The organism is Leeia speluncae (assembly GCF_020564625.1).
Classification (GTDB): domain Bacteria; phylum Pseudomonadota; class Gammaproteobacteria; order Burkholderiales; family Leeiaceae; genus Leeia; species Leeia speluncae.
In genome coordinates this window covers 50,635-69,843 of sequence record NZ_JAJBZT010000007.1, presented here as the reverse complement: position 1 = coordinate 69,843, position 19,209 = coordinate 50,635, and the positions used below count along the sequence as shown (strand labels likewise).

Genomic DNA, 19,209 nt, shown 5'->3' with positions numbered 1-19,209 from the left:
AGTTAATGAATAGCTTTCAATACAGCACAAACACTACCATCATAAGGGAGTTTCATTATGGCAATGGACATCATCGATTATAAAATCGTTGGTAATGACATGCAGTATGTAGAAGTCGAACTTGATCCGGGTGAGGCTGCTGTCGGCGAGGCTGGCACGATGATGTATATGGAAGACGGTATTGTAATGGATACTGTCTTTGGTGATGGATCAGAACAACAGCGCGGTTTTCTGGGTAAATTGATGGGCGCAGGAAAGCGACTATTAACCGGCGAATCTTTATTTACCACCATCTTCGTCAACCAAGGCCAAGGCAAAAAACACGTATCATTTGCAGCTCCATATCCAGGCCATATCATCCCAATTCACCTCCCAGATGTAGGTGGCACATTAATTTGTCAAAAAGATTCTTTCTTGTGCGCCGCTAAAGGGGTATCTCTCGGCATCGCTTTTCAGCGAAAATTAGGTGCTGGTTTTTTTGGTGGTGAAGGTTTCATCATGCAAAAACTAGATGGTGATGGCTTAGCATTTGTACACGCAGGTGGTACCGTGTGCCAAAAAATCTTGGCGCCAGGAGAAGTGCTAAGATTAGATACAGGTTGTTTAGTCGCGATGGAGTCGACTGTCGACTTTGATATTGAGTATGTTGGTAAAATCAAGAGTGCATTATTTTCTGGCGAAGGCTTATTTTTCGCTACTTTAAGAGGGCCTGGTCGCGTTTGGTTACAATCGTTACCGCTTTCAAGAATGGCAGATCGTATTGTCTCAGCATCAAAATATGCACAAGGTGGTGGAAGCCGAAGAGAAGAAGGCTCACTATTAGGCGGAATTGGTGATTTATTAGATGGTGACAACCGCTAACATATAGCAAACCCTACTCGTATCGCTTGTAAAGTTTTCATTTGCAAGTGATACGAAGTATTGAATACTACAAAGACAAATTAAAATAGATCAGGAAGGAAGTTGTTACGATGCGTCGCACCGCTAGTCTTGCCGCACATAGTTTTGCAGGTCAATGTTTTGGCCCAGACAAAGCAAAGGGTGATGATGTTTTAGTAGAACTCGTTCCTGGGTCTTTAGTAATCTGTCTGGCAGATGGCGTTCGACAAGCTGTTCCGCTAACTTCGGTGAAGCTATCTCGTGGCGGCTTTAACCAGACCCAATGGCAGTTTCAATGGAAGCAAGATGGATCCAATTGGATGGTCATCTTAAGTGATACCAACATCCAGCAAAAGCTATTATCTAGCCCGCCAGTTGGGCTTGAAAAAGAGATTGAAGCGTTAAAATCCGGCCAACGAAAAAGTAAGCTTTTTTCAAGGCTTGGCTGGACAATTATTACATTAATCATTCTGATTCCGATTGCCCTACTTGGACTGTTTTGGTGGAAAGCCGATAAGATCGCTGAATGGGGTGTTGAAAAGATAAGTACAGCGCAAGAAGCATCTTTAGGAAATGCGATCTTCGAAGCCCAAAAAACGGGTTTAAAGCTAATCAATCCTGCGCCAGCACAAAGTGCATTAGAGGAAATAGGGCATAAACTAACGGATGGCAGTTCGTATCAATATCAGTTTTATATCAATAACGACCCATCCATCAATGCATTTGCTATTCCTGGTGGTGTCATTGTCGTTAACACAGGCTTAATCAAAGCGTCTGATAGTGCGGAAGAACTAGCCGGCGTGCTTGCCCATGAAGTACAGCACGTCGAATTAAGGCACAGCCTTAAAGGTATGGTAAAAGATTTAGGTCTACAAGCACTGATGCAATTCGCTTGGGGCGATTATAGCGGAGCCCTACCCGCTCAAATGGCAAAAGACCTTAGCCAATTAAGTTTTTCCAGAAGCCAAGAAGAAGAAGCAGACCTGCGTGGCTTTGATTTGCTGGTTAACAAACAAATCAATCCTAAAGGGATGGTCAGTATCTATGAAAAGCTAGAAAAAGATGGTGGAAAACCGGCCGTTACCTTACTCAGCACGCATCCGGACACAAAAACACGCGTCCTTCAACTAAAAGAACGTATGGTCAATACGCATTCAACCACTAAACCAATGGCACCACTCAATATTAAGTGGGCAGTAGTAAAAGCTAGCCTTCCTCAGTAATTTTTGCTTAGCCATTAGAATCGTGAATCCTATCCAAAAAATCATCATCTTTATCGATAGCCAACAAATGATTGGCATCGATAAAGATGGCAACATTATTTGCCAATTTGACGTTTCCACGGCAGCCAAAGGCGTTGGAGAACAAAAAGGTAGCTTCCAAACGCCAAGAGGACTTCATCGAATTAGAGCCAAAATAGGCGCAGAGCAACCTATAAATACGGTATTTGTTGCAAGACGCCCAACGGGTGAGATTTTTGATGAGGCGCTAGATACTCAGTTTCCTAATCGGGATTGGATATTAACTCGCATACTTTGGTTGTGCGGAGAGGAGCCAGGGGTTAACCGACATGGAAATGTTGATACACAACGTCGGTACATCTACATCCATGGCACGCCCGATCGAGTAGATATGAAAATACCTGGCTCTCACGGCTGTGTTCGCATGAAAAACGAAGATCTAATTAAACTTTTTGAAATGGTTAAAGTCGGAACCAAAGTCGAAATGATTGAAAAGCAACAGAAGTAGATCGACATTTTGATTTAACCAACCCCATTTTTTGCCGAAAATAATACGAATGAACATTCTTAGAAGAACGCTGTTACTTTCCCTGCCTATCGGATTAATTGCCTGCAGTTCTCAGACCCCACCAGCAAAACCTGTTGCCACAGTAAAACCCGTCGTCAAACCGGTTGATAAACAAAAACCACCTGTAAAAATCGCCCTTGTTTTGGGCGGTGGAGCGGCCAGAGGGTTTGCGCATGTCGGCGTAATTAAGATGCTAGAGGCTAATGGGATTAAGCCCGATCTAGTTGTGGGAACGAGTGCAGGCAGTGTAGTTGGAGCGCTGTATGCCTCCGGCTATACCGGTTTTGAGTTACAAAAACTCGCGTTCGAACTAGATGAGGCAACCATCAGTGATTGGAGCCTCCCTAATCGTGGCATTTTAAAAGGCCAAGCCCTTCAAGACTTTGTGAATAAGGCAGTGAAAAACCAACCATTGGAAAAGCTTAAACTCCCTTTTGGAGCAGTCGCCACCAATCTGACACAGAGCCGTGCTGTATTATTTCAACGTGGCAATACGGGTTTAGCAGTACGTGCCTCTAGTAGCGTCCCGGGAGTTTTCCAACCTGTCACAATCGAAGGAAGTGACTATGTAGATGGTGGTGTGATTAGCCAAGTACCTATTCGATTTGCAAAGAAAATGGGCGCTACCTTCACCATCGCGATTGATGTCTCAGGAAAACCAGGTACGTCAGAAGCAACATCGACTAAAGAAGTACTTTTGAAATCTCTCTCAATTATGAGCAAAACTCTGAGAGAAGAAGAATTAAAAGAAGCGGATATCTTAATTACACCCAAAGTAGGTGATATTGCACCAGATGACTTTGAAAGTAAAAATCGCGCAATTTTAGAAGGCGAAGAAGCCGCTGTGAAATTGATGCCCGTAATTAAGAAGAAAATTGCTGCATTGCGTTAAGTTTTTCAGTTTTCCATTGGGTTTGCACGCAAAGTCCGGTATATTAGCAGGTTGATTTTCAACGGATAAATGCAGGCGATTCATGACCGAATACATCCGCATTCGTGGTGCAAGAACCCATAATCTGAAAAACATTAACTTAGATATTCCACGGCACCAATTGGTCGTGGTCACTGGGTTATCTGGTTCAGGCAAATCCTCACTTGCATTTGATACGCTATATGCAGAAGGACAGAGGCGCTACGTAGAGTCTTTGTCCGCCTACGCGAGACAATTCTTGCAGTTAATGGAAAAACCCGATGTTGATTTGATCGAGGGTCTATCCCCTGCCATCTCCATTGAACAAAAAGCAACTAGCCACAACCCTCGTTCTACCGTTGGTACCGTCACCGAAATTCATGATTACTTGCGCTTACTGTTTGCAAGAGTCGGCGATCCGTTTTGTCCAGATCATCAGCAGCCGCTAACCTCTCAGACCGTTTCCCAAATGGTCGACCATGTTTTAGCCCTACCAGAAGATACTAAGCTAATGATCTTAGCGCCGGTGGTCATCGGTAGGAAAGGCGAACAAGTCGATTTATTTGATGAGCTTCGCGCACAAGGCTTTGTCCGTGTTCGTGTCGACCAAGAAGTTTACGATCTAGACAGCATTCCTAAACTAGACAAAAATAAAAAACACACCATCGAAGTCGTTGTAGACCGCTTGAAAGTCAGTACAGAACAAAAGCAACGTTTAGCTGAGTCTTTTGAAACGGCATTAAGGCATGCAGATGGCCGCGCTATTGCAGTTGAAATGGACTCTGATAAAGAGCACTGGTTTTCAGCAAAGTTTGCTTGCCCTGTTTGCTCGTATAGCCTACCAGAATTAGAGCCGCGCTTATTCTCATTTAACAATCCAGCTGGTGCCTGTCAAAAGTGCGATGGTTTAGGCCAAATCACCTTCTTCGATCCTAAACGAGTAGTCGCATTCCCTCACCTGAGCTTAGCGGCTGGTGCAATTAAGGGATGGGATAAACGTAATCAGTTTTATTTTCAGATGTTAGAAAGTTTAGCTGGCCATTACCAATTTGATGTGGATTCGCCATTTGAAGAGTTAGAAGAAGCCACTCAAAACATTATTCTGTATGGCTCAGGAAAAACCAGCATTGCCTTTCGCTATATGAGCGAAAGAGGCACGATGTTTATGCGAGAACATCCATTTGAGGGGATCATCCCTAACCTGGAACGACGCTATCGTGAAACCGACTCAATGGCGGTTCGAGAAGAGTTAGCCAAACACCAGAACAATCAACCCTGCCCTTCTTGTGAAGGAACAAGGTTAAGACTAGAAGCAAGGAATGTTCGAGTTGCTGGAAAAACATTACATCAAATCAGCAACTTACCTTTAAGAGACGCTTATGCTTTATTTGATGACTTAGGTTTTGAAGGCCAAAAGCAAGCCATTGCTGAAAAAATCGTCAAAGAAATCGCAGAGCGTCTTGGTTTCTTAAATAACGTTGGCTTAGATTACTTAAGTCTGAATCGCTCAGCAGACACATTGTCTGGTGGTGAAGCACAACGTATTCGCCTTGCATCACAGATTGGCTCTGGTTTAACGGGGGTCATGTACGTACTAGATGAACCCTCAATTGGTCTTCATCAACGAGATAACGACCGCCTACTCGCCACATTAAAACGCCTGCGTGATCTGGGAAACTCGGTCATTGTGGTTGAACATGATGAAGATGCCATTCGCGCAGCAGATTACGTGATTGATATCGGGCCTGGAGCAGGCATTCATGGTGGCAATGTACTTGTCGCAGGGACACCAGAAGAAGTTAGTGCGGATGACAACTCTGTTACCGGCAAATACCTTTCTGGCCAAAAACAAATTTCTGTGCCAACAGAAAGAACACCTCCTAACCCAGAAAAACTGCTTTCCCTAAAAGGGGCAACAGGAAACAACCTTAAAAATGTCAGCGTGGATATCCCCGTAGGCTTGCTCACCTGTATTACCGGTGTTTCTGGCTCTGGAAAATCGACGTTAATTAACGATACGCTTTACCATGCTGTCGCAAGACATTTATATGGCAGCAATGAAGAACCTGCGCCACATGATGATATTGAAGGCTTAGGTTACTTTGATAAAGTGATTAATGTCGATCAAAGCCCTATTGGCAGAACCCCGCGCTCAAACCCGGCTACTTACACCGGTCTATTCACACCAATTCGGGAATTATTTGCTGGGGTGCCAGAATCGCGCTCACGCGGTTATGGGCCGGGACGATTCTCCTTCAACGTCAAAGGCGGCCGATGTGAAGCTTGCCAAGGCGATGGGGTTTTAAAAGTAGAAATGCACTTCTTGCCAGATGTCTATGTAGAGTGTGACGTTTGCCATGGTCAACGTTACAACCGTGAAACACTCGACATTAAGTACAAAACCAAGAATATCTACGAAGTGCTTGATATGACGGTTGAAGTAGCAGCCGAGTTTTTTAGTGCAGTGCCATCCGTTGCTAGAAAATTGCAAACCCTTCTTGACGTCGGCTTAGGTTACATTAAGCTTGGCCAAAGTGCGACAACCCTCTCAGGCGGTGAAGCACAACGCGTTAAACTTGCGCTAGAACTATCTAAACGAGACACGGGTAGAACGCTATATATTCTGGATGAGCCAACAACCGGCCTTCATTTCCAAGACATTGAATTACTACTTCAAGTGGTGCATCGTCTTCGTGCCCACGGCAATACCATTGTGATTATTGAACATAATCTGGATGTGATCAAAACAGCAGATTGGCTCATTGATATGGGCCCAGAAGGTGGTGCGGGTGGTGGTCAAGTGATTGCAGAAGGAACACCAGAAACCGTCGCTGCCAATCCGGCAAGTCATACAGGTAAATATCTGAAATCACTTTTAAAAATGTAACTTTTTTGATTACATCAACGCTCTGTTAACGATCGACATTAGCCAAAGAACATTGAACATGGCAAAAACAAAAAATTCGCAAAGTTTTGAAGAAGCGATGGCTGAACTAGAAAGCATTGTTTCACAAATGGAAGGCGGACAACTTTCACTTGAAGCATCACTAGCCACTTATGCTAGAGGGAGTGAATTACTAAAGTACTGCCAACAATTGCTTTCAGAAGCACAGCAAAAAGTACAAGTACTAACAGATAACCAACTCAAACCATTAAATGGTGTTGCTGAAGATGAATAGTCTTTCCTTTACAGACTGGGCAAAACAAACTCAACATCAAATGGAAATGGTTTTAGAAAAAACCTTACCTTTGGTTAATGAAGAACCATACAAGCTTAATCAAGCGATGAGCTATGCCACTTTAGATGGTGGCAAACGCGTACGCCCACTGCTTGCCCATGCCACAGCGGCCTTATTTGATAGCAATGCTGAAGCAGTAGAATGCGTTGCTGCTGCGGTTGAGATGATCCATGCCTATTCATTAGTACATGATGATCTGCCCGCAATGGATAATGACGTATTACGTCGTGGCAAACCAACATGCCATATTCAATTTGACGAAGCAACGGCACTACTCGCTGGCGATGCCTTGCAAACACAAGCATTTATTGTTTTAGCAAATGCTCCCTTAGCACCATCACAAGCGATTGAAGCACTAAAATTATTGGCATTTGCTTCTGGCGCGAAAGGCATGGCAGGTGGACAAGCGATTGATCTTGCTAGTGTTGGCATCGCATTATCGCTTGAGTCACTACAGCAAATGCACCAAATGAAAACTGGTGCGCTTATTCGTGCCGCGGTATTGCTAGGTGCGTATTGCCAAAAGGATGGCATTTTGCCTGACAGCAATACGTTATCTGCACTAAGCAGTTATGCAGAAAAAATTGGACTCGCCTTCCAAGTCGTTGACGACATCTTAGATGTTGAAGCCGATAGTGCAACGCTTGGAAAAACTGCAGGGAAAGATGCTGCAGCAGACAAACCCACTTACGTTAGCTTACTAGGCTTAGCAGAAGCTAAAGAAAAAGCTGCACGCTTGCATTTAGATGCGCTAGCGGCAATCGAACCATTTGGTGAAAAAGCAAAACGGTTGAAAGAATTGGCAGACTATATTGTTCTGCGCTCCTATTGAGTAATGCCATGTATGAATTACTAGATCAAATTCACAGTCCTGAAGACTTAAGAAATCTTTCTAAAAAGCAATTGCCACAATTAGCGCAAGAGCTAAGAGATTTTATTGTTGAATCGGTTAGCCAAACGGGCGGGCATTTTGCAAGTAATTTAGGCTGTGTTGAATTAACCGTTGCGCTGCATTATGTATTTAACACCCCATATGACCGCCTTGTATGGGATGTTGGGCACCAAACTTACCCACACAAAATTCTGACTGGTCGCAAAGATCAAATGCATACCATGCGCCAACGCCATGGACTTGCCGGCTTTCCAAAACGTGAAGAAAGCGAATTTGACACCTTTGGCGTTGGCCACTCTAGTACGTCAATTTCCGCAGCCCAAGGGATGGCCGAAGGTGCGAAACTTGCAGGTGAAGATAGAAAAGCAATCGCCATTATTGGTGATGGTGCGATGACAGCAGGTATGGCATTTGAAGCACTGAACAATGCAGGCTGTAAAGATACAGACCTATTGGTTATCTTAAATGATAACGATATGTCGATTTCTCCGAATGTTGGCGCTTTAAATACCTACCTAGCAAAACTAATGAGCGGTAAATTCTATGCTGCCTTTAAGAATACGACCGGTAAAGTACTAGACGTTGCCCCTCCACTGAAAGAATTTGCAAGAAAAAGCGAAGAACACGTAAAGGGATTTTTTACGCCATCTACATTGTTTGAAGCGTTTGGATTTAATTATATTGGTCCTATTGATGGCCATGATCTAGATGCGCTCATCCCTACCCTGCAGAATATTCGCTCGCTAAAAGGCCCACAGTTCCTACACATAGTTACGAAAAAAGGACAGGGCTATAAACTAGCAGAAAAAGATCCGGTTGCTTACCATGGTGTAAGTAAATTTGACCCTGCAAATGGTTTATCGAGCGGAAAATCGGGTGGAAAACAAACCTACACGCAGGTCTTTAGTGACTGGTTATGCGATATGGCCGCTCAGGATGAAAAACTTGTCGGTATCACCCCTGCGATGCGGGAAGGTTCTGGCTTGGTTGCGTTCGAACAAGCTTATCCAGATCGTTATTTCGATGTTGGTATTGCCGAACAACATGCGCTAACTTTTGCCGCGGGCCTAGCTTGCGAAGGAAGAAAACCAGTTGTTGCAATCTACTCTACCTTCTTACAACGTGCATATGATCAATTGATCCATGATATTGCACTACAAGATTTAGACGTTACCTTAGCGATTGATAGAGCTGGCTTAGTTGGTGCAGATGGGCCTACACACGCAGGTGCATTTGACCTTTCTTTTATGCGCTGTATTCCCGGCATTAGCATTCTTGCTCCAAGCAATGAGGCAGAATGTCGGCAAATGTTAACCACCGCCTATTTGCACAAGGGAACAACCGCTGTTCGTTATCCAAGAGGAACTGGTCCTGGTGTTGAAGCAGCAAAAACACTAGAACCAATGGAATGGGGTAAAGCAGAGCAGTTAAGAACTGGTGAAAAAGTAGCAATTCTAGCTTTTGGCAGTATGGTTACCCCTGCAAAAGAGGCCGCAGAAACGTTAAATGCGACATTAGTTAACATGCGCTTTATTAAACCATTAGATATCGACATGGTTAATCAAATTGCGCTGACTCACACGCATATTGTCACTATTGAAGAAAACGTCGTTGCCGGCGGAGCTGGTTCTGCAGTCTTAGAAGCGCTTGTCGCAAATGGACACTGTAAAGACGTATTAATGCTTGGTTTGCCAGATCAATATGTAGAACATGGAGACCATGCCAAACTCCTCGCCGAATGTGGCTTAGATGCCCAAGGTATTTTAACCAGCATTCAAAAACGATTGGCGACACAAAAAGATTGATAGTTTTTTTCTACTAAGTTGTTCGAAATTTTCGATTGTTTCAACAACACATTCATGTAGAATACGTAATAACCAATTAATTTACTCGGGTATTCTTCGCGAGCTTACCCAGAATGACCAGCACAAGGATTGTCATGAGCGACAGCAAGAAGCCAATTGAAGACGTTCAAAATAGCATTGATACACGCAATATTGCGATTAATAAAGTCGGTATTAAGTCTATTCGCCATCCAGTAAAACTAGCTGACCGTACCGGTGGTATTCAGCACAGTATTGCAACCTTCAACATGTATGTGCATCTACCGCAGCATTTTAAAGGTACACACATGTCACGCTTTGTTGAGATTTTAAATAGCAGAGAACGTGAAATTACTGTTGAAAACTTTGAGCCAATGCTACGCGAAATGGTTGTTAGACTAGAAGCAGAGTCTGGCTATGTGGAAATGTCTTTTCCGTACTTTGTAAACAAAAAAGCACCTGTATCTGGTGTGGAAAGCTTGCTCGACTACGATGTTACATTCCGTGGTGAAGTAAAAAATGGCGAATATCGTTTCACCATCAAAGTACTTGTTCCAGTAACTAGCCTTTGCCCATGCTCGAAAAAGATTTCTGACTATGGCGCACACAATCAACGCTCACATGTAACGGTGAGTGCAACAACCAATACGACTGTTTGGATTGAAGATATTATTGATATCGTAGAAAACCAAGCGTCTTGTCAGCTATATGGTTTATTAAAACGCCCAGATGAAAAATTCGTTACCGAGCGTGCTTACGATAATCCAAAATTTGTTGAAGACATGGTAAGAGACGTTGCAGCCCAATTAAACGCTGAAACTCGCATCGATGCTTATGTCGTTGAATCTGAAAACTTCGAATCGATTCACAATCACTCAGCTTATGCATTGATTGAGCATGACAAACTCGCTTAATCATTATTGCTTTAGATAAAAAATAAGCCCGCTATTGCGGGCTTATTTTTTATCTAGCACTAACGTGTAGATTATTGTTTGACGGTTGGTGACTTACTAATTCGTCTAGCACCATCAAATCGGGCACGCCAATAAGACTGACCCATATCCACCACCTGAACTGCAGAACCGGTCCGAGGCGAGTGAATAAATTTGCCATTACCCATGTAAATACCAACATGTGAAAACGCACGCTTCATTGTATTGAAGAATACTAGATCACCTGGTTGCAATTCATCACGGTTCACATTTTTGCCAATGTTACTAATTTCAGCAGCACTTCTTGGCAACGCAATACCAACTGACTGACTAAATACATAGCGAACAAATCCGCTGCAATCAAAGCCAGTTTCAGGCGTATTGCCACCAAATTTATATTGAATACCGATTAGCGATAGCGCACTCATTAACAAATCATCAGAGTTAACTCTATCACCGGTAACTTTTGCTGGTTTTCCGTCAGCTACATCAGCCCGACCATTATCGTTTGAAGATAGGTTAGAAGCTGGTGACAAGACATTATTGAAAATCAACTGAGTCAGAGGATCTTCATCTGCCGTCGCTGCGCCGAAATTTAATAGTAAACAAGCACTTAGCATTAGGTAGATTTTTTTCATTCATGCACTTTAATTGAGTAAAAGAATGTTGTAAAGCATAAAGGTTTAGATAGATCAAAGTTTTTACATTTATGCAATCGTATTGAACGAATGCTAGTCAAATTATTCTAAATAAATACGAATCTCATTTGTACATCAAAAGGGATAAAAGTTTCCTAGTTGTGCCATACTAGAAACAGTCCAACACAATGCTAATTACACGGATATTGCATGCTAAGAGAAACATTGAGCGCGATGCGCGATCTTCCCAGATTACGAGAAGTCAGCACTATTTTAATTCGTTATGGAATGGGCGATTTTCTACGTAAGCTAGGCGTTACCTCTGCATTAGAGCGCGCAGGACAGTTTTTACACATCCCCACGAAATCAGATACACCACACTTAGAAGCTCCGGTTAGATTACGCAAAGCACTAGAAGAATTAGGACCAACCTTCGTTAAACTTGGGCAAGTGTTAGCAACGAGAGCAGACTTATTTTCAGAAGACTGGATCCTTGAGTTTGAAAAACTCCAAAGCCATGTCCCTTCAGTACCATATGAGCATTTACAAGAAGAATTAACCAAAGCTTTAGGCGCAAGCCCTGAGCATGTTTTTTCTTTTTTTGATCCAACACCAATTGGCTCAGGTTCAATAGCACAGGTTCATTTAGCAAAGTTACAAAATGGCACAGATGTCGTCGTCAAAATCAGACGTCCAAACATTAGACCCAAGATAGACGCAGATTTGCGCATTTTGGGGTATATGGCGCAATTAATAGAATTAGAATTTCCTGAAGTTCGCCGCTACCGTCCACAGCAAATTGTGGAGCAATTTGCTAAGTCCTTAAAAAGAGAGCTAGATCTTGCTGCGGAAGCAAGAAACATGGAACGCTTTGCGAAAAATTTCGCAATAGATGAAACGGTCAAAGTACCACGAGTTCATTGGGAGTTAACCAGTGAAAGCGTGAATGTCCAAGACTTAATTATTGGTATTCCTGGTAATCACTTACAAGAAATTGAAGTCAACGGCTTAGATCGAAAAATTCTCGCCTCTCGGGGTGCAGATGCCGTATTAAAAATGATTTTAATAGATGGTTACTTTCATGCGGACCCACATCCGGGCAATGTCTTTTACTTACCAGACAATCAAATAGCTTTTATTGATTTTGGGATGGTGGGTTGGCTATCAAAACAAAGACGGGATCAAATTGTCGATCTACTAGCAGCTTTGGCTAGTAGAGACGCATATTCGATTGCAGATGTACTGCAAGAATGGGTAGATGGTGGCGGCGTTGATGATGAGTTGCTTGCTGGTGATATCAGTGAATTTATATTTAATTATGAACATGTTGCCTTAAAAGACATTCGAATCTCCACATTACTAGGCGATATTGTCACGATCATGCGTGATCACGGCATCGCCCTCCCCGCTGACATGACCCTATTATTCAAGGCATTAATCACCTTAGAAGGTCTTGGAAGGCAGTTAGACCCTAACTTCAGGATGGTTGAGCATCTCACCCCTTTTGTTAAGCAAGTGATTATAGCTAGATACAAGCCAGAAGCACTTTGGCAAAAAGGAAAACACGGTTTAAAAGAGGTTGCCGGCTTATTATCTGGACTACCTAAAGACATTGCTAAATTAGTCAAAGAAATACGGCGCGGTAATGTCAAAATTGATCTTGATTTGAAACGTCTTGATCACTTTGGGCATCAGTTAGATAAAAGTGCAAACCGTTTAACCTTAGGTATCGTTACTGCCGCATTAATTATTGGGTCCTCAATTGCGATGACTGTCCCTGGTGGGCCAAAAACGCTAGGATTCTTTGCATTTATCATCGCAATGCTAAATAGTATGTGGATTGTTTTTTCAATCTGGCGATCAGGCAAACATTAACGATTGTATAAGTTTTGCGCAATTCACATCTAAACTGCGAGAATATTAAGCAGATGATTAGTTTTTTTGCATTTTTTAGCCTTTAGGGCTTGATCTTCTTTTTCAACATCTATATTATCTCGTTTCTCTTGTTCCCTGATAGCTCAGTCGGTAGAGCGACGGACTGTTAATCCGCAGGTCCCTGGTTCGAGCCCAGGTCGGGGAGCCAAGAAAAAATTAGATTTGTGTAGATCCCTGATAGCTCAGTCGGTAGAGCGACGGACTGTTAATCCGCAGGTCCCTGGTTCGAGCCCAGGTCGGGGAGCCAAACAAATCGCCATTCATGACAGTGTGCCTGTCCAATTCCCTGATAGCTCAGTCGGTAGAGCGACGGACTGTTAATCCGCAGGTCCCTGGTTCGAGCCCAGGTCGGGGAGCCAAGTTAAAATAAAAAAGCCAGCTTTATGCTGGCTTTTTTATTTTAACTGTACTGATCTTTTCTTTAGAAACAACACTACAGAAATGTAGTTCTGTTTTCGTTTGTACAACTCCATTTTGTACTTTCCCTTTCGCTCAATTTCTTGGAAACTATGGATTGCAATTGCCTTGCAGGGCAAGCAAACACCACATTAGCTCGTACCTACACTGAATTAGCCATAAAAAAAGGTTACAACATGAATGTGAGCAACCTCCCAACAGAAATCACCCCATTAAGGGACTGGATTCGCCAAGAAAAACAAAAAATTAGCGAGACCTATGATTTCACCAGTAGACCAAACACAAGACTAGCAGCACAAAGCAAATTAGTAGACCAACTGCTACAGACGCTATGGGCAAGGCAATCCATGCCTGAGGCATCTTTGCTAATAGCTGTGGGTGGCTATGGACGCGGCCAACTTTATCCGTTTTCAGACATTGACCTGCTAATTTTGGTTGCAGAGGATGCATCAGAAGAAGACAACCAAAAAGTTGAAGCTTTTATTCATTTACTTTGGGATATTGGGCTAGAGGTTGGACACAGCGTCCGAACTTTAAAAGAATGCATTCAAGAAAGCGAAACCGATATTACGGTTCAAACTAGCATGTCTGAAGCGCGCTTACTTGTTGGAGATGAGCAAACATTTCACACCTTCCTTGATCAACAAAAAGCAGTATTTGATCCTAAGCTATTTTTTGAAGCGAAGCTACTTGAGCAACAACAACGACATGCCAAATATTTTGGCGTATCGAATAACCTCGAACCCAATATCAAAGAAAGCCCCGGCGGGTTAAGGGATTTACATGTATTGACATGGGTTGCCCACGCCTGCGGGTTTGGAAATGACTGGGATGACCTAAGTAAAAGAGGGTTTATTTCTTCTCTAGAAGTCCGTTTATTGAAACGAGCCGAGAGAGTATTACAGGCCATTCGGATTGCGCTGCACGAAACGGCGAATAGACGTGAAGACCGGTTAATTTATGATCTTCAAGGCACACTCGCAAAACGCTTTTCATTAGAAGATCACCCTAGAAAAAGAGCCTCTGAGCAGTTAATGCAAGCCTACTACCGTGCCGCTCGTACGATACGTCAGCTAAACCAAATGCTAGTACAACGCTTAAAAAGCGAAATATTCACACCTAATAGCGTAGAAAGCATTGCGATCAATGAACGTTTTGCAATGTCTGAAGGGCATCTCACTCTAAGAGACCCCGCCCTATTCGACCATACGCCAAATGCTATTTTAGAAGCCTTTTATTTATTCCAAACCAATCCTCAATTAGAAGGTTGGTCTAGTGAGTTACTTCGCGCGCTCTGGCATGCCCGCAGCAAAATTAACAATAGTTTCCGAAACAACGAATACAACAAGCAGTTATTCATTAAAATTCTGTCAGCACCGAGGGGACAAACAACCGTATTTAGACAGATGAACCAACTAGGTTTGCTAGGTAAATACATCCCTGCATTTGGAAGAATAGTCGGACAAATGCAGCATGATTTATTTCATGTATATACGGTAGATGAACATATTTTGATGGTGGTACGAAACCTACGCCGTTTTGCGATTGCAGACTTCAATCATGAATACCCTTTTTGCAGTCGCCTAATGCTGGACTTCGAACAACCAGAACTATTGTATCTAGCGGGCTTATTTCATGACATCGCCAAAGGGCGTGGTGGAGACCACTCCCAGCTAGGCAAGGTGGATGCATATCGATTTGCAAAGCAACATGGATTTGATGAAGAAGGCTGTGAGCTAGTTTCTTGGTTAGTGGAAAACCATTTAACAATGTCTCAAATCGCTCAGAAACAAGATACAACCGATCCTGAAGTGATTGATAGCTTTGCCAAGTTAGTGGGGACAGAACGCTGTTTAACCGCACTCTATCTACTGACCGTGGCAGATATTAGGGGAACTAGTCCAAAAGTTTGGAATGGCTGGAAAGGCAAGTTACTGGAAGACCTTTACCAGTCTACTCGACGCCGATTAGGCAGCACAGAAACTGCAACTAACTATGTAGAAGAACGCCAAGAAGAGGCCTTAAAGCTTATTCGCCTCTATGCAATTGATGATGAAAAACCAAAGCAACTGTGGTCGCAACTCAATACAGTTTATTTCTTGCGACATGATGAGCAAGAAATTGCTTGGCATGCACGTATGCTATTTTTTAGAACAGAAACACCAACACCAGTTGTCAAAGTTCGATTGGATAATAGTGGCGAAGGCCTGCAGGTATTAATTTACATGCCGGATCAGCAAGACTTGTTTGCGCGTATTTGTGCTCAGTTTGAAAAGAGTCGCTTTAATATTGTTAATGCCAAAATTTTCACCACCAAACATGGTTATGCATTAGATACATTTAGAGTATTGCCCCCAGCAGACACGGCAGAACATTACAGAGATTTGATTAGTCTTTTGGAGTACGACCTCACCAAGACGCTAACAGAAGAAACACCTGTTAAGCCACCTTCGGCAGGAAGATTGAGTCGTGCCTTGAGGCACTTCCCTATTTCTCCACAAGTGCATATTCGGCCAGATGACAGAGGCAATTACTATGTAATGAGTATTATTGCCGGCGATAGACCAGGACTGCTTTCTCGGGTTGCGGCCCTATTAGTGAGCTACAAAATTAGTGTGTTTTCTGCGAGAATTGCTACCCTTGGCGAACGAGTTGAAGATACGTTCCTTATCGCAGGCCCAGCCCTTAGCGACCCGAAAACAATGATTACCCTTGAAGGTGATCTACTGGAGATTTTACGCGGATGAAACGTTGGTTTTCACGTTTAATTTTAATCATTTTTTTTGCTATAGCGGCGTTAGCTGGCTATTTATTTTTATTTGTTCAATCCCCCTTAGAGATAGCCTCCTACCCTAAGCAAATTACCATTACACAAGGAAGTAGCATCCGAACAATTAACGAGCAACTCTACCAAGAAGGCATCATTCCGGATAAATGGCGCTTTCTTGTGTTAGCGAAATTCTCTGGTGATGCGGGCAAATTAAAAGCAGGGGTTTATCAAATTGATGAACCACTGACCCCGCTTCAACTCTTAGATAAGCTAGCAAAAGGGGAAACTAGTATTACCGCGGTTCGCATTATTGAAGGCTGGACACTAAAGCAAGCCATCACGACCGTTCTAAAAAACCAAGACATTAAGCAAAATATCGATAGTGAAGATTCACTTCGTGAAGCGCTAGCTTTACCTGCAGATCAAAAACTAGAAGGGATGATTTTTCCTGATACCTATCAAATATCGAAAGGTAGTAGTAGCGAAGCGCTATTTAAGCAAGCATACAAAAAAATGGATACGGTACTTCAAAAAGAATGGAATGAGCGCGACCCAAGCGTTCAGGTAAAAACTTCTTACGAAGCACTGATTCTTGCGTCTATCATTGAAAAAGAAACCGGTGCAACAAAAGATAGAGCACACATATCTGCGGTGTTTAATAATCGAATGAAAATTGGCATGCGTCTTCAAACAGACCCGACGGTAATTTATGGCTTAGGTGACAGTTTCAATGGTAATTTAACAAGAAAGCATCTTCAAACAGATACGCCTTACAATTCGTACACAAGAGCTGGATTACCTCCTACGCCAATTTCTTTACCAGGAGAAGCATCTATTCATGCAGCACTGCACCCCGCACAAAGTAAAGCACTGTATTTTGTAGCGAAGGGAGATGGTTCCTCTATCTTTAGCGACACATTAGCTGCACACAATAAGGCGGTGGCGAAGTACCAAAAGTAGCAAGCCATATCACGGATGTTAAAAATAAAAAAACCGCTTTTAAAGAAGCGGTTTTTTTATAGTACGAAGCACGCGTTATTGAATAAGCGATTCTTTATTGATGAACCACTTTCCATCTTTTTGCATTAACTCAAGCTTCTTCTGTGTAACATCTTTAAATGATTTTGACTCGTACTTTTGCATAAACTGAGCATTTGCATGAGTTGAATCAACCATATCAATCTTAATGTCTTCAAGCTTGACAGCAATATCACCGGATTTAGTTAGACGCTGTTTGCGTTGTTTTTCCCATTGTGCACGGCTCAACCCTGCTTCAGGGGTAAATGTATCTGCATAACTAGCCAAATAGCCATTAACGTCTTCTGCACTCCAAGCGGCAGTCCATGCATTTAGGAATTTATTAACCTGTTCTTGCTGATTAACACTTACTGGCTTTTCAGCATTTTCAGGAAGAGCAATGTTGGATACATATTTAGGAATGACGACGCTATCCTTGTTCAGTTGAACAGCTGGAATCATCCGTAGATCACCACAAGTATAGCGGTCTGCATCATTACTATCGGAATTATCCACGCCTTCTGGGGCATCACGAGTAATAGGTGTTAATGCCAATGCGGGCATTAGCTTGCTACCAGAGGCAAGTACCCTTGCCTCAGCTAGCTTATAATCATACTGCGCATTTACCAATGAACGTTTAGCATCAAACAACTCATTTTCTGTGTCCAGCAAATCTAGCAAAGTTCGTTGTCCGATATCAAATTGCTTACGATATGCATCACGTGCTTTTTCGGTAGAAAGTTGGTGCTGTTCTAGATAACCGATTTGTTCTTTTAATTTCTGTACATCATTCCAAGCAATCGAGGCGACCTGACGAATATCCCGACAAGCTTTGTCACGAAGGTCTAGCGCAAGATTCAACTGTTCGGAATACTGACGTCCGCGCGCAGCATCAGAACCGCCATTAAACAAATTGTAATTAAGTACCAACTCGACTACGTTGGTCTTGTGCTTACCAATCACGCCATCTTGGTTGCGCGTAATATCGTGATTCGCACGAAATTCTAATGAAGGTAAATTATTTGCTTTTGCTACTTGCAACTGCGCTCTTGCAGATCGAATATTCTCTACCGCAGATAAAAATGACGGATTGTGGGAGAATGCACTATTAAGAACGTCTGCTTGCCGAGGAAGTCTAGAAGCTAAAGTTGGCGCATCCGCTAAACTATCAGCAGGAACCTCTCCAACTAAACGCTGAAAAACGACGGTAACGTCATGAAGATTTGACTCTTCTGTTAACCAATTAGATTCCGCTAAAGCCAGACGGCCAGAGGCTTGTTCTAAGTCTACTCGACGCCCCACACCCGCTTTTACTCGATCTTCAATCTGATCGAAGATACCGCGGTGAATTGCGTAGTTATCTTTTGCTAATGAAACAAGTTCACGATAACGTTGCACATCCCAATAGGCTTTAGCGACCTGCAAAACAATATCATCTGTCGTTGCCAATAATTCATAGTATTTTGCTAACTTTGCATGCCCAAACTGTTTCACTTGGTTACTAGTTGCAAAGCCATCAAAAATCATTTGGCGGAGGCTAATTGCTCCGCCAGAACGATTATAAGTTCTATCTTCTTGACCGGGATCAACTTGCTTTTCACGACCGACACCTAGTGTTAGATTTACTTTAGGTAGAAATCCACCTTTAGCAACGCCCTGCTCTTCTGCAGTCGCAAGATAATCATGCCATTTCGCTAATATTTCTGGACTTGTCATGACGGCGGATTCTGCAGCTTCTTTTAAACTCGCCACAGGCTTAGCAGTTAATTGTCCCGAAATCGCTAACGTAAGTATTGCTAGCGATATTTTTTTTAACTCAAACATGACAAAGCCTTATTTTTAGATATGAGCAATATCGACCAAAAAACCTCAAACTTTAGAAAATGACAACCATTCTCAATACATTTGTCCCAATACAATTAAGACTTTGGTATAGCCTTGAGTTGTA

General features: G+C 42.8%; 14 protein-coding genes and 3 tRNA genes. 15 read left to right on the top strand and 2 right to left on the bottom strand.

Features of this window, described 5'->3' with window-relative positions; all coding sequences use genetic code 11:
- Positions 1 to 57: 57 nt before the first annotated feature.
- From LIN78_RS13060 to folE2, 9 genes are all read left to right on the top strand, one after another.
- Positions 58 to 861: a TIGR00266 family protein gene (locus tag LIN78_RS13060; RefSeq protein WP_227181284.1), complete on the top strand. Its 804-nt coding sequence runs from the start codon at positions 58 to 60 to the stop codon at positions 859 to 861.
- A 110-nt stretch (positions 862 to 971) separates the two neighbouring features.
- Entirely contained in the window at positions 972 to 2,102 is a 1,131-nt protein-coding gene (locus LIN78_RS13055) for a M48 family metallopeptidase (RefSeq protein ID WP_227181283.1), read from the top strand.
- A gap of 22 nt (positions 2,103 to 2,124) precedes the next feature.
- On the top strand, positions 2,125 to 2,628 hold the full coding sequence (locus LIN78_RS13050) for a L,D-transpeptidase (protein ID WP_227181282.1): 504 nt from the start codon (positions 2,125 to 2,127) through the stop codon (positions 2,626 to 2,628).
- A gap of 49 nt (positions 2,629 to 2,677) precedes the next feature.
- Complete coding sequence (locus LIN78_RS13045; protein WP_227181281.1) at positions 2,678 to 3,580, top strand: patatin-like phospholipase family protein; 903 nt, start codon at positions 2,678 to 2,680, stop codon at positions 3,578 to 3,580.
- An 82-nt stretch (positions 3,581 to 3,662) separates the two neighbouring features.
- A complete protein-coding gene (gene uvrA / locus LIN78_RS13040) occupies positions 3,663 to 6,485 on the top strand; it encodes an excinuclease ABC subunit UvrA (protein ID WP_227181280.1) in 2,823 nt (940 codons plus the stop codon).
- Between the two features lie 58 nt (positions 6,486 to 6,543).
- The gene (locus tag LIN78_RS13035; protein ID WP_227181279.1) at positions 6,544 to 6,777 is read left to right on the top strand and encodes an exodeoxyribonuclease VII small subunit; all 234 of its coding nucleotides are present in this window, start codon (positions 6,544 to 6,546) and stop codon (positions 6,775 to 6,777) included.
- The gene (locus tag LIN78_RS13030) at positions 6,770 to 7,669 is read left to right on the top strand and encodes a polyprenyl synthetase family protein (RefSeq protein WP_227181278.1); all 900 of its coding nucleotides are present in this window, start codon (positions 6,770 to 6,772) and stop codon (positions 7,667 to 7,669) included. Before LIN78_RS13035 ends, LIN78_RS13030 begins: the two co-directional genes overlap by 8 nt.
- A gap of 8 nt (positions 7,670 to 7,677) precedes the next feature.
- A complete protein-coding gene (dxs, locus tag LIN78_RS13025; RefSeq protein ID WP_227181277.1) occupies positions 7,678 to 9,534 on the top strand; it encodes a 1-deoxy-D-xylulose-5-phosphate synthase in 1,857 nt (618 codons plus the stop codon).
- A 134-nt stretch (positions 9,535 to 9,668) separates the two neighbouring features.
- Positions 9,669 to 10,466 carry a GTP cyclohydrolase FolE2 gene (gene folE2 / locus LIN78_RS13020; protein ID WP_227181276.1) on the top strand — a complete coding sequence of 266 codons (798 nt, stop codon included), beginning with the start codon at positions 9,669 to 9,671 and terminating at the stop codon, positions 10,464 to 10,466.
- Between the two features lie 71 nt (positions 10,467 to 10,537).
- Here folE2 and LIN78_RS13015 read toward each other — a convergent pair whose 3' ends face one another.
- Positions 10,538 to 11,122: a C40 family peptidase gene (locus LIN78_RS13015; RefSeq protein ID WP_227181275.1), complete on the bottom strand. Its 585-nt coding sequence runs from the start codon at positions 11,120 to 11,122 to the stop codon at positions 10,538 to 10,540.
- A gap of 210 nt (positions 11,123 to 11,332) precedes the next feature.
- Between LIN78_RS13015 and LIN78_RS13010 the strand changes: the two genes are divergently transcribed.
- The 6 genes from LIN78_RS13010 to mltG all read left to right on the top strand — a co-directional run bounded on the left by LIN78_RS13010 (position 11,333) and on the right by mltG (position 17,204).
- Complete coding sequence (locus LIN78_RS13010; RefSeq protein WP_227181274.1) at positions 11,333 to 12,997, top strand: ABC1 kinase family protein; 1,665 nt, start codon at positions 11,333 to 11,335, stop codon at positions 12,995 to 12,997.
- A gap of 132 nt (positions 12,998 to 13,129) precedes the next feature.
- Positions 13,130 to 13,205: transfer RNA gene (locus tag LIN78_RS13005), tRNA-Asn, on the top strand.
- A gap of 23 nt (positions 13,206 to 13,228) precedes the next feature.
- Positions 13,229 to 13,304, top strand: a tRNA-Asn gene (locus LIN78_RS13000).
- 36 nt (positions 13,305 to 13,340) lie between these two features.
- Positions 13,341 to 13,416 (top strand) — tRNA-Asn (locus tag LIN78_RS12995).
- A 234-nt stretch (positions 13,417 to 13,650) separates the two neighbouring features.
- On the top strand, positions 13,651 to 16,221 hold the full coding sequence (locus LIN78_RS12990; protein WP_227181273.1) for a [protein-PII] uridylyltransferase: 2,571 nt from the start codon (positions 13,651 to 13,653) through the stop codon (positions 16,219 to 16,221).
- Complete coding sequence (gene mltG / locus LIN78_RS12985; RefSeq protein WP_227181272.1) at positions 16,218 to 17,204, top strand: endolytic transglycosylase MltG; 987 nt, start codon at positions 16,218 to 16,220, stop codon at positions 17,202 to 17,204. Before LIN78_RS12990 ends, mltG begins: the two co-directional genes overlap by 4 nt.
- A gap of 75 nt (positions 17,205 to 17,279) precedes the next feature.
- Here mltG and LIN78_RS12980 read toward each other — a convergent pair whose 3' ends face one another.
- The gene (locus LIN78_RS12980) at positions 17,280 to 19,085 is read right to left on the bottom strand and encodes a TolC family outer membrane protein (RefSeq protein WP_227181271.1); all 1,806 of its coding nucleotides are present in this window, start codon (positions 19,083 to 19,085) and stop codon (positions 17,280 to 17,282) included.
- Positions 19,086 to 19,209 lie beyond the last annotated feature (124 nt).